Here is an 11320-nt window from a genome sequence, read left to right on the forward strand (position 1 = left end):
GTCGACGAGGGCCAGCGTCTCGCGTGTTCACCTCGGCTTGGTACTCCCACCACACCCAGCCGCGGGCGTCGGTAACCTCCGCCCGCCGAGGGACCGCAGCTTGGCCCAGTCCGGCAGCTCGCCGGTGCCCAGTTGGAGCTGCAGCTGGGCGCCAAGTCCCGCCATCGCCTGCTCCGGGTGCGGGTACGGCAGCGCGCTGGTGGCCGTGTACGTCCGGAACACGACGGTGATCGTCCTCGCCACCTGCTGGCCCGATCGGTCAGCGGGCGCAGGTGTCACCCAGCGGGATGACCGCGGCGGCGCGCTACTCGCAGACGGGGAGGCCGTCCGGGCCCCAGTCTTCCGGGGGAGCAGCTCACTTGGCACCCGGCGGACTGGTGCGTCCGGCCGACAACAGATTCAGGGAGAGCCGACCGGTGGTGCAGCCGCTGGCGGCTGAAAAAGGCTCAGTCACCGATAGAGCACCTTGCCCCCGCAGTTGGAGCAGTACTCGGATGAGGCAGTTGCTATTTGGCTCCCGCAACTACAGCAGTAAGGTTCTGTGTTGTCCTGAGCATTCCCTGAGCGTGCTACGCCACACACGGAGCAGTACTTGGACGTTACGGTCGAATATTCTTCGCCGCAGCCGGGGCAGTAACCGGGTCGTACCGCAGTCGGGGTATACGGACGATCGGTTCCGGGCTTGCCACATTGAGGACAGAATCTTGTGAAGCCTGATTTGTTTCCACACTGGTCACAGTATGTGTGCCGTATCTCTCCCATGATGCATGGTAGCTGGACCGTCAAGAATCAAGACCCGTGGTGGTCCCTCCCCGTCAGAGCACGCTGGCGGTTTGTGCTCTGTGACATCCATTTTCCGCCAGGCCTGCGATGGAAGCACTTGCGTTCGGCGTTTTACTCCAGGATGTCAGGCCACCGTCGGCCACGCCGACCTGCGCACGACTACCCCGCTCTCTCGTGATCTTGCTGAGGTCGGTCATCGAGCGGGTCGTGACCGCCGCGGCGGTGATTCGGGTTCGGGTGGGACAGATCGCCCCGTGGCGTCGGGGTCCAGTAGGGTCCGCGGTACGGCTCCAGCCGGACCACGGTCAGGACACAGCCAGCCCCGTCCGCGTCGTCGACGCATGCCGTGTCGGACCGCGTCATCGGCCCGGAGGCGCTCCCTTTGCCGGCGTCCGCGTCATTCGCTCAGCCGGCGCGGCAGGGCTGGCGCGCCTTGGTTGACAACCGGGGAGGGCGACGGCATTGCATTCAGGATTCCCCGCCCATCTCCGCATCGTCCAATTCCTGCTGCCGATGCCGGTCCTCCTCGATGTCGGCGCGCTCCTCCGCCCTCTCGGCGAGGGCCTCCTCCGAGGTCCGCTTCGTCGCGGCCTGATGCTCGGTCCAGGCGTCGGGGTATTGCTGCTCAGTGCTCATGGTGGGGCGCCCTTTCGGAAAGGGGGGCATCCTCCGAGACAGGGATCCGTCGGGGCCCTATTGCTGGGGCCGGTGAGGACGGCGACTCTCGACGGGCCGACGATCCGACTTTGCCCTGTTCGGGTCAAGAGGGACTGACAGGTCAGCTCGGATCGTGAGGCGCGGCTGCGTGGGAACATAAGCATGAACGACGGTGGCCTTGCGAGTGTGACTGGGGTAGGGGTCGCACGAGGCCAGCAGGTCGAGCGCCGATGCGCCTAGCTGCATATCTGCGCCTGGCCCTGAGGACATTGGCGTCACAGCTGGAAGTCGCTGAGTGCGGTCAGCCTGCGCCACGGGCGAGTGGCTTGAGGGCGCTCACCAGCGGTGCGGGCGCTGTACAGGTCGAGGGCGTTGGCTTGGGTGAGATCGAGGCCGGTGAGGTCGGCCAGGTCGGCGATGATCACCTGGTAGGCGCGGAACGGTCCCAGTGGCGGTGGCTGGTCGGCGGCCGTAGCTCGGGCGAGGACGTCGTCGAGGTCGCCACGTTGGGGTGTCTGGTCGAGCAGGTAGCCGGTGGCGGCCAAAGGTCCGGTGGTCTAGGAGCCGTCGCGGAAGACGGCGACCTTGAAGAAGAGCAGCGGGGATCTGCACGCCGCGGTAGGCGGGGTCGGCGAGGTCGAGGACGAGGCCGGTGAAGACGATCAGCCGCCGGGCGTAGGTGGCGGCGATATCGAGCAGGTAGTGCTCCAGGCCCAGTCACAGCAGCTCACCCTCATTGATCTCGGCGGCCTGAGGTGCGGCGTTGCTGTCGTGAAAGGTGTTGGTGTTGCCCTGCTGAACCTCCTGCTCGGCGGTGCCCCAGAGGGCGTCGGGGCGGCGGACCAGGTGACCGCGGTCCAGGTCGTTGTCCGCGTAGAGCTCATCGCCGGCCTGGGCCTCCGCCTGTTCGTGTCGCTGCCGCTGTTCATCGTCGGTGGCGTCCTGTTTGCCTCGGGCTGACAGCGGTAGGTCGCCCTGAGTGGGCCGCTATGGGACAGGGGCGGCTTGAGGGACATCCGTGCCCGCCCTCCACCGCGCGTCGCGCACGTCATCCAGCCAAGGCAAGGTCGGCCCATGTCGAACGGTGGAGCTGGACCTGCCGACGGGGATGCGCGGCGGGAGGAGGCCTACGCCCGGTTCGCCCGGATACGCGTTCAAACTTCGCCGCCGCCAAACGAGATCCCCGGCATCCTGCCGATCGGCCAGTTCCTGGGGCGGTCCGCCACCGTCGCGGCGGTGCTCCTGGGGATCCATGCCTACGCGGCTGGACTTGAGTTCAGGCTCACCTACCGTGGCCGTGCGGCCGAGCATCACCCACCGTTCACCCCGACCGACCCGGGCCTGGCCGAGCGCATCGGCCTACCCATCGGGACGCCACCGCAGGTGGAGGTTCTGCTGCCTGACGCCACGCAGGCCGTCGCGATCGGCCTCTGCGACGCCGCGCGGCGGCTGGAGACTCTCCCGGGCAGGTCCTTGTCGGTCCACGAGGCGGCGGAGGGAACGACCAGTTCGATGCCGACTACTGGCTGACTCCCGACCCGCGGTGCGCGCTGACCTTCCGGTTCACCTGGGCCGAACAGAACCTGCCGACGACGACGCGGGACCTCGACGAACAGGCCCTCCACGCGGCGACGGCAGCCGCCGTCACCCTTTGGCCGTGGGACCTCACCGCCGATGTGCGGACCCCTGGTTGACCCCGCTGGCACTCCTACCTGCGAACCGACGCCTCCATTGCCCCGTGGGTCGAAGGGCCTGTTCCAGAGTGGGCCGCTCCGGGACACAAACTGCAGTGCTGGCGCACAAGATCCGCAGGACAGGCCTCAGCGCGTCGCGCCGCCGCGTGGGTGAGGGCGCTCGCCGAGGTGCCCCACGCGCCGACCCGGCCTCCTGACGTCGTCCTCCGGTACTTCTGCAGTACTCCTCCGGTGCCCTCGCCCGGCTGGCTCCGGCGTCCTGCAGGAGAACTGCAGGTTCGTGTCGGCTATGGGAGCAGGGTGAGGGCGGGCGTGTGCCGGGGGCGGACGACGGAGAAGTCCCGGCGGTCGAGCGCGGCGACTTCGCGCAGCTCGAGCCGTTCGGTGAGCGCGACGACCGAGGCATCCACCGTGCCAGCGGCAGGTCGGCGTAGCGCTCGACCAGCTCGGCGATGCGGTCGAGGTCCGGCTCGAGGTCGTCCACGAGCCGAAACCGGCCGGCCCGGACGTCGGCGAGGAAGGCGAGCTCCGCCTGCGTGCCGCGCCGTCCTTCCAGCAACAGGCACACCTCGGTGACGACCGTGGCGGGAGCAGCAGGGGGCCGGGATGGGTCTCCAGGAAGTCCCGGCAGCGCTCGTGGTGGTCGTCGCGGTCGTCGACCAGCGCGACGACCGGGCCGGTGTCGACGACGATCACGCGCTGGATGCGTCGCGCCCGCCGGCGGTGTCCGGGTCCCCATCGCTGCGCAGCATGTCCTCCGACCGCTCGGCCAGGTCCTGCTCGGCCGACAGGGTGCCGGTGCCGGCAAGCGACGCCGCTCGGTCGGGTCGGTGTCCGCGAGGCCGGCCCGGAGCAGTCGCTCGACCGCCAGCAGGCGCGCCGCGGGCAGCGCGTCCGCCAGGCGGCGGACGTCCTCGCGGCTGGTCATGAGGCCGAGGGTGGCAGAGCCGGCGGCCTCGACCGCCGCGCCGTGGGCACCGGCTCGGCGTGGCCGCGCAGCCGTTCCGAGGAATGCTGATCGTGCACTTCTGCGGACTGTTTGCGGACAGCTGGCCGGTCCGGCGCTCTGATGATCTTGCTGTGCTCGGCGAAGCCGCAGGTCAGCGGCCTGTTGCTGGGTGCGCCATCAGGGACTCGAACCCCGAACCCGCTGATTAAAGATCGCATGAGTTGATCAATGCTGGCTGTTGATGATGGTCGCCGAGAACCTGCAGCTCAGAGGCTGTGTTGGTCGGCTTTCGTAGTTGGGGCTTGTTGGTCGAAACTGGCTAATCCTGGCGAGTAAACGATGAGTAAAGCATGGCCCCGGCGAGTAAAGTGTGGCCTCGCCGGACGGTGCCGCCTCGGCGCGATCACGACTCCGAGCGGGGGCAGCGTGGCCAGACCCCATCTGGAGCTCGGCACCCACGGCCGGGTCCGCGTCTACCCGGATCCGGCCGGGTACCGGGCGGTGTGTCTGTACCGGGACTGGGACGGGGCCAGCCGCCAGGTGCAGCGGCAGGCCAAGACCAAGGGGGCCGCGGAGCAGGCCCTCGCCGTGGCGCTGCGAGACCGGGGACGTCCGGGGACGGGCCACGAGATCACTCCCGACACCAAGGTCGCCGACCTCGCGGCGAAGTGGTTCAGCCAGCTCGAGGGCAAGAGCCCGTCGACGATGCAGGCCTACCGTGACCGGCTCGATCGGCAGGTCCTCCCGGCCCTGGGCAGCGTGCGGGTGCGTGAGCTCAGCGTCGGGTTGCTCGACCGTCACCTGGCGGCCGTGCGGGCGTCGCACGGCCCGGCGCTGGCGAAGATGACCAAGTCGGTGATCAGCGGCATGTGCGGCCTGGCCTGCCGCCATGACGCCCTGAAGGCGAACCCCTGCCGGGATGTGGCGCGCATCCCCAGCCAGACCCGACGGGCGCCGCGGGCGCTGACCGCGGCCGAGGTCAGGTCGGTGCGGGCATGGCTGAGCGAGGACGCGACGGCTCGCGAGCGGGATCTGCCGGACCTCGTGGCGTTCATGGTCGCCACCGGTCTCCGCATCGGCGAAGCCTGTGCAGTCAGCTGGCCGGACACGGACCTCGACGCCGGCACCGTCACGGTCACGGGGACGGTGCTGCGGGTCAAGGGCCAGGGACTGGTCGTCAGCCGGCCGAAGTCGGTGGCGGGGGAGCGGGTGCTGGAGCTCCCGAGCTGGTGTGTCGCGCTCCTGCGGCAGCGCGGGCCGTCGAGCGGACCGGTCTTCCCTGCGCCGCGCAGCCGCAAGCTGCGCGACCCGAACAACACCCGCCGGGCTCTTCGTGAGGCCTTTCAGGCGATGGGGATGCCGGGCGTCACCTCCCACGCCTTCCGCAAGACCGTCGCCACGCTCATGGACGAAGCAGGGCTGTCGGCCAGGAGCGCGGCCGACCAGCTCGGGCATGCCAAGCCGTCCGTCACGCAGGACGTCTACTACGGCCGCAGGAGGCGGGCCACCGGAGCAGCGCAGGTCCTCGAGCAACTGGGCTGAACGGGTCGCCCGTACACGGGCGATTGCACGCCGAGCATCACGGCCCGGTAGACGCGCCATGGTGCCGGCAGGCGTCGATCCAGGATTGGAGGTCGTCACGGCGGTAGACGACGCGGCGGCCGAGCCGGAAGCTGCGCGGGCCGGTGCCCAGGTGTCGCCAGTACCGCAGCGTGGCGACGGGGGTGCGCAGCAGTAGGGCGGCTTCGGCGATGGTGAGCAGCCGGGGCGTCGGCTCGGCGGGGTGAGCGGGGCCGGGGGTGTGGTCGGTCATGGCTGTCTCCGAGGCTCGACGGGTCGGGGCGGCTGTCCACCCCTAGAAGGCGCCGTTTCGTGGCCGTTGCTGACAGCCCACAACCAACTTCTTCTGTCGACCTCCTGTTTTCCTCCTGTTCCTCTCCCCGCAGCGTCCGGCCTGGGGGGTGGGAGCGCCTGGGACCTTCGCCTTGCGTGGGCGCCGGATCACGACGCCCGGAAGGCTGATTGCGGCGGTGAGCCGCCGGAGGTCGGCGGGTCTTCAGTTGTCCTTCAGTTCTCCTGCAGTTCCGCTCATGGGGTCGACAGCGGCCCTGGTGATGACCAGTCCGGCTCACCGCCCCAGGCTCGGGGTGACATCCCGTGCCGCCCGTGGCCCGTAGCGCTCGTACTCGGGCCGCGGGACGCTCGCCGGGAGGGCGGCCGTCCCCGGCGTGGCGGCTCGGCGCTGCTGGTGGTCGGCGTCGTAGTGCGCGCGCCAGGTGTCGCGGGCTGCGGTGAGCCGGTCGGACGGCTGACTCAGCAGGGCCGGGTCGGCCTGCAGGTCGGCGATGCGGGCCCGGGCGGCGGCCAGTTCGTGCCGGGTGGTGGCGAGGTAGCGCTCGAGGGCGGTCAGCTGCCCTGCCGGGTCGGGTGCCCAGGCGCTCGGCCCGAGCGGGTCGAGCCGTTCGGCGCGCCGGCGCTGCGCCTCGACCAGGGCGGCCTGGGCCTGCCCGGCGGCCCGCGGGGCGGCCTCGGCGGCGGCGTGTACCCCCGCGTGCTCGGGATGCTGCTGCTCGGCCGCCCGGTGGGCGCTGGTGTCGAAGGCCCGCCACAGCGCCGGACGGTCGTCGCCCCGTTCGACCATCCGCGCGAGCTGTTCGACGTCGGTGGGCAGATCGGGCAGGTGGGGGCGCCACCGGTCGGCCCACCCGGCCAGTTGCTCACCGGCCCGGGTGACGGGTCTGCGCTGGAACCCCCACCAGCCGGGTCCGTCGAGCACCACCCGGGCCGCCGTGCGGGCGGCGCCGCGCTGGGCGTCCCAGGTGGCGAGCAGGCCGTCGCGGATGCGGTCGGCATCCTGGGCGAGGGCAGCGTCGGCGGCCGCGGCCCGCTGCGTCGCATGCTGGGCGGCCAGGGCCGCCTGCCGGTGCTCGGCCTCCAGCCGCGCCAGTTCGCCGGCGTGGGGGGCCTCCAGGGCCACAGCCTGGCGCAGCACGTGGCACCAGGGCTGCAGGACGGCCAGCCGGTCGAGGCTGCGCTGCTCGACCGTCCACGCCTGCTGCAGGTCGGCCAGCACCTGCTCCACCGGGTGGGGTGCGGCGTAGCGCGCGGCCTCGGCAGCGGCGAGCTGCGCGGCGTGGGCGGGGCCGAGGTCGGCGCGGTCCCGGCTGAACACGGCGATCCACTGCTCCCGTGCCTCGCCCAGATCGGCGGCGACCAGGTGGGCGGTGTTGGCGGTGCGGCCGCGGGTCATCCCGACATAGGCCGCCGCCGCCCCGGTGTGCTCACCGACCACCAGGTGCGCTGCGGTGACCGTGTCGCCCTGGGCGCCGTGCGCGGTGGAGGCGTAGGCCAGCTCGACGTGTGAGGTGATGTAGCCGGTAGGCAGCACCCGCTTCCCGGTGCCCGCCGGGGTGACACCGGCAGGGACGGCCCCTCGTGGGGTGACATCGGCCGGGACGACGGCCAGCCTCCCGTCGCGGTGCACGGCGGTGACGGTCCAGGTGTCGCGGTTGGCCACGCCGAGGTCGCGGTCGTTGCGGCGGGTGGCGATCCGGTCCCCGGCGCCGACGCGCTGTCCGGCGCCGGTGACCGCGACCCGGGTGTCGTCGACGCGGCCGTCGGCGACCAGCCGCTCCCGGATGGCGGCGCCCAGCTCGGCGGCCTGCTCGCGGGTGTCGACCACCACGGCCACCCGCTCACCGTCGCGGTGATGGGCGGCGGTCAGCTCGGCCAGCGCCGTCTGCGCCTCGGCGGGGTCGGCGTGCAGCCGGATGTTGCCGCGGACCATGAGTGCGTCGAAGACTGCACCCGGGTTCTCGCCGGTGCGCATGGCCAAGGTCAACTCCGCGTACTCCGTGTCCGGCGCCGTGTGCCCGGCCTGGTCGGTGCGGACGAAGCGGTGGACTCCGTCGAGCACCAGGTGGGCTGCCGGGTCGACCTGACGCATGGCGAGGTCCAGCACGCCGCCGCGGCCGACCGCGGCGAGCTGGTGGCGGTCACCCAGCAGCGCCAGCCGGGCTTCGGCCTCGTCGGCGATGGTGAGCAGCGCGCGGGCGGTGTCCTGGTCGAGCATCCCGGCCTCGTCGACCACCAACAGATCCCCGGAGGTGAGGCCCGCCCTTGGCTCCGGCCCGGTGTACACGGCTCCGGTGCGCGGGTCGGTGTCACCGGCGACCAGCCGGGTCCAGACGCCGTCGTCGGTCCAGCGCCAGCCGTGCTGGAAGGCCAGCCACGCCGCCGAACCGGCGGCGGTGCCGACCTCGGCGGCGGCGATCCTGGCCGCCTTGAGCGTCGGGGTGACCACGGTCAGCCGGCGGCCTTGTGCCTGGAGCAGCGCCCGGGTGGCGGCCAGCATGGTGGTCTTGCCCGCCCCGGCCGCGCCCTCAATGACGACCAGGGGCCGGTCGCCGGCCAGCGTGGCGACCGCCGCCGCCTGCCCGGCGTCCAGCCGCCCGCGCACGGCGTGGGGCAGCACCGGCTCGTCGACCGCAGCGCCGGCGGTTCCGCCGCGGACGGCGAGGCGGTCGGTCAGCTCGGCCTCGATATCGAGCACCGGCTGGGAGGTCCACGCCCGGATGTGCTCGGGCACCGCACCGGCACCGCCGTTGCGGTCCAGCAGCGGCACGCACCGTTCCATGGTGCGGGCGGTGAGGTCTTCGGCCAGCTCACTGCGGACTGCGGTGTCGGCGACGATGCGCGCGGCTGCGATCAGCTGCTCGACCTCGCCGCGGACATCGGCGGCGTTCCACGCCGAACGAGTGGCGGCCAGCCGGGTGAGCACGGCGCCCACCGCGGCTTCCCGGTCGAGGGTGCCCACCAGTGTCGGCGTCAGATTCACCCGGCGGTCGCGGTCGCGGTAACCGAGGGCGGCCAGCTCAGCCACCCAGCGGGCGGTGAGGTCGGCTCCGGGCTGGGGGGTGACCTTGTCCGGGCGGCCCTCGGCCCACGCCCGCCTGTCCCAGGCCCGCCGCAGGCCCGGTCCTGGCGTCTGGCCGGGGTGCTCGGTGGTCCACTGGCGTTCGTAGCGCTCCAGGTTGCGGCCGATCTGGGCCGCCCGGGCGCTGAAGGCCCCCACATAGTCGGCCAGCTCCAGTAGGTCTCCGGCGCCATCGAGGGTGTAGCCGTGGGCGGCCAGCGCGGCCCGGAACTGCGGGTCGCAGGCCACCGCGGCGTGCCCGATCCCGTTGATCGCTGAGAGGAAGTCCCGCACACCGACGGTGTGCAGCCCCCGCCAGCGGCCGGCAGCGAGCACTCGGGCGCTTATCTGCAGGTGCAGGTGCCGGTGCGGATCCCCGGCGCGGGAGGTGTAGTGCCGCACGGTCACCGCCTCCAGACGTCCGACCGGCACTTGCATCTGCCCGCCGCGCGGGCCGACGCGGGTGGTTGCGTGCTCGCCGAGCCAGCCGATGATCTGGACCGCGGCGCGGTCCTGCGCGGCGTCGTAGGCGGCGGCGATGTCGGGATGCAGGGCGGCGGCCAGCGACCAGGACTTGGGCCCGTTGATCACTACCTCGACGAACCGCACCGCGCGGGCGTCGGTCCGCAGCCGACCCCGCGCCATCCCGGTGTCCGGGTCCAGGCCGCCCACCCACGCCTCGTAGCCCTCCCCGGCCAGGGCGTCGAGCTCGGTTACCCGGCCGTCGCCGGCGGTGTAGCGGCGCGCGAGCCCGGCTCCTTCGGTCAGGTAGTAGTCATCGGCCCGGCCCCGGCCGGCCTCTACGTAGTGGCGGGCCGCCGCTGGAGCGCCGGCGTAGATCTTCATTCCGCCGTGCATTCTCAACGCCACCCAACAATGACCAACACGCCACCCCTTGGAAACGGCAGTGGGCCCCGCGAAGCGGGACCCGGACTACCGCTATTGGTAGCATGCGTCCCGTTCTTCAGTAAAGGCTTGAACCTGAGCGGTAAGAGTTGAGCGTTATGGGCATCAAGTCGTCGTATGTGTCAGCTCTTTGGCCGCTTATGGCGATCGTTGGTTGCGTGCAGGATGACAACAGCTTGGCTTTCATGATGCTGGCGGTGAGCTGCGATGGGTACCGGCTCGCGGTCACGCAGCGACCTTCCACAAGACGGTGGCTTGGGTGTCGAGCGGCCAGCGGACAACGTAGCTCCGCCCACCACGAGGAGTCCCAGTTGTCCTCCCCGTGCGGGACGGCTCACCGGGCGGGTCTTACGGGACGGGCCGAGGGGCATGCGCTCAGTCCTGCCATGTTCCCGCCTGAGGTTCCCTGTGAGGTGACGGCGGACCGAGGCCTCGGACCTGTCCCTGAGGGCGGCCTATGAGCCACCACCTCATCGAGTGAAGTTTTCTTACCAGCATTGCCGGCTTGACTAACGTCGTCGCTGGTCGCGGCCGGGGTGGAAGAACAGGGCACGGGCTCTCGGGGTAAAGATCGACTCGCCAAAGACCGATCCCCGTCTTCCCCGGGAGCCCGCTGTGTCTCATCGTGCCAGCCTGGATGTGTCCGCGACGGTGTTGAAGGCGGTGACCGGCTGGATCGCCCGGTACCGCCGTCGACCGGGGACCCGTCCGGCGCAGCGGGCCGGCACGGTGCACGCTCAAGTCGTGCTGGCGCTGCGCTGGCTGCGCCACCGTCTGGACGTGCGCACCCTGGCCGCAGACGCCGGGGTCAGCATCGCCACCGCCTACCGCTATCTGCACGAGGCGCTCGACGTGATCGCCGCGCACGCGCCCGCCCTGGCCGCCGTGCTGACCCATGCTCGCGCCGTCGGCCTGCCCTTCCTGTGCCTGGACGGCACGCTCATCCCGACCGACCGGATCGCCGCCCGCGCCGAGCGCGGCCATCACCTGTGGTACTCCGGCAAACACCACGCCTTCGGCGGCAGCGTGCAGGTCATCTGCGACCCCGGTGGCTTCCCGCTGTGGGTCTCCGACGTCCGCCCCGGCTCCACCCACGACCTGACCGCCGCCCGCGAACTCGTCCTGCCCGCGCTCTATCCGCACGCCGCCCGCGGGCTGCCCGTCCTGGCCGACAAGGGCTACACCGGCGCGGGTGTCGGCGTGCACACCCCGGTCAAGCACCACCCCGACGGGCCGCTGCACACTGACAACCGCTGCTACAACCGGCTGATCACCGCACTACGCGCTCCCGCCGAACGCGGTCACGCTCTACTCGGCCGCTGGCGCGCCCTCGACCGGGTCACCGTCAGCCCGCACCGCATCGGCGCAATTGCCGCAGCCGCACTCGTGCTGACCTCACTCGACCGCGGAACCAGG

10 protein-coding genes are annotated in these 11320 nt (G+C 71.5%); 3 read left to right on the forward strand and 7 right to left on the reverse strand.

Features of this window, described 5'->3' with window-relative positions:
• Window positions 1-27: 27 nt before the first annotated feature.
• The 4 genes from ACU610_RS26495 to ACU610_RS26510 form a co-directional block, all read right to left on the reverse strand.
• Entirely contained in the window at window positions 28-222 is a 195-nt protein-coding gene (locus tag ACU610_RS26495; protein ID WP_446770668.1) for a hypothetical protein, read from the reverse strand.
• 1029 nt (window positions 223-1251) lie between these two features.
• Entirely contained in the window at window positions 1252-1419 is a 168-nt protein-coding gene (locus tag ACU610_RS26500; RefSeq protein WP_446770669.1) for a hypothetical protein, read from the reverse strand.
• 296 nt (window positions 1420-1715) lie between these two features.
• Window positions 1716-1985 carry a hypothetical protein gene (locus tag ACU610_RS26505; protein ID WP_446770670.1) on the reverse strand — a complete coding sequence of 90 codons (270 nt, stop codon included), beginning with the start codon at window positions 1983-1985 and terminating at the stop codon, window positions 1716-1718.
• A gap of 172 nt (window positions 1986-2157) precedes the next feature.
• Window positions 2158-2403, reverse strand: a complete 246-nt coding sequence (locus tag ACU610_RS26510) for a DNA/RNA non-specific endonuclease (RefSeq protein ID WP_446770762.1) — start codon at window positions 2401-2403, stop codon at window positions 2158-2160.
• 111 nt (window positions 2404-2514) lie between these two features.
• Between ACU610_RS26510 and ACU610_RS26515 the strand changes: the two genes are divergently transcribed.
• Window positions 2515-2970, forward strand: a complete 456-nt coding sequence (locus tag ACU610_RS26515; protein WP_446770671.1) for a hypothetical protein — start codon at window positions 2515-2517, stop codon at window positions 2968-2970.
• Between the two features lie 451 nt (window positions 2971-3421).
• Here the strand turns inward: ACU610_RS26515 and ACU610_RS26520 are convergent, their stop codons facing one another.
• Window positions 3422-3544 carry a hypothetical protein gene (locus tag ACU610_RS26520; RefSeq protein ID WP_446770672.1) on the reverse strand — a complete coding sequence of 41 codons (123 nt, stop codon included), beginning with the start codon at window positions 3542-3544 and terminating at the stop codon, window positions 3422-3424.
• Between the two features lie 965 nt (window positions 3545-4509).
• Here ACU610_RS26520 and ACU610_RS26525 point away from each other — a divergent pair.
• Complete coding sequence (locus ACU610_RS26525; RefSeq protein WP_446770673.1) at window positions 4510-5625, forward strand: tyrosine-type recombinase/integrase; 1116 nt, start codon at window positions 4510-4512, stop codon at window positions 5623-5625.
• Window positions 5626-5662: 37 nt separating this feature from the next.
• Here ACU610_RS26525 and ACU610_RS26530 read toward each other — a convergent pair whose 3' ends face one another.
• Window positions 5663-5896 (reverse strand): helix-turn-helix transcriptional regulator, encoded by a 234-nt coding sequence (locus tag ACU610_RS26530; RefSeq protein WP_446770674.1) that lies wholly within the window; start codon window positions 5894-5896, stop codon window positions 5663-5665.
• A gap of 315 nt (window positions 5897-6211) precedes the next feature.
• Window positions 6212-9844 (reverse strand): MobF family relaxase, encoded by a 3633-nt coding sequence (gene mobF / locus ACU610_RS26535; protein ID WP_446770675.1) that lies wholly within the window; start codon window positions 9842-9844, stop codon window positions 6212-6214.
• A 675-nt stretch (window positions 9845-10519) separates the two neighbouring features.
• Between mobF and ACU610_RS26540 the strand changes: the two genes are divergently transcribed.
• The coding region (locus ACU610_RS26540; protein WP_446770676.1) for a transposase family protein at window positions 10520-11320 on the forward strand (801 nt) is incomplete at its 3' end.

It is taken from the genome of Geodermatophilus sp. URMC 61 (assembly GCF_052931555.1).

Bases quoted from the DNA above. Each gene is read 5' to 3' on its own strand.
- ACU610_RS26500 (WP_446770669.1), bottom strand. From the start codon at position 1,419: ATGAGCACTGAGCAGCAATACCCCGACGCCTGGACCGAGCATCAGGCC.
- ACU610_RS26515 (WP_446770671.1), top strand. From the start codon at position 2,515: ATGTCGAACGGTGGAGCTGGACCTGCCGACGGGGATGCGCGGCGGGAG.
- ACU610_RS26530 (WP_446770674.1), bottom strand. From the start codon at position 5,896: ATGACCGACCACACCCCCGGCCCCGCTCACCCCGCCGAGCCGACGCCC.
- mobF (WP_446770675.1), bottom strand. From the start codon at position 9,844: ATGAAGATCTACGCCGGCGCTCCAGCGGCGGCCCGCCACTACGTAGAG.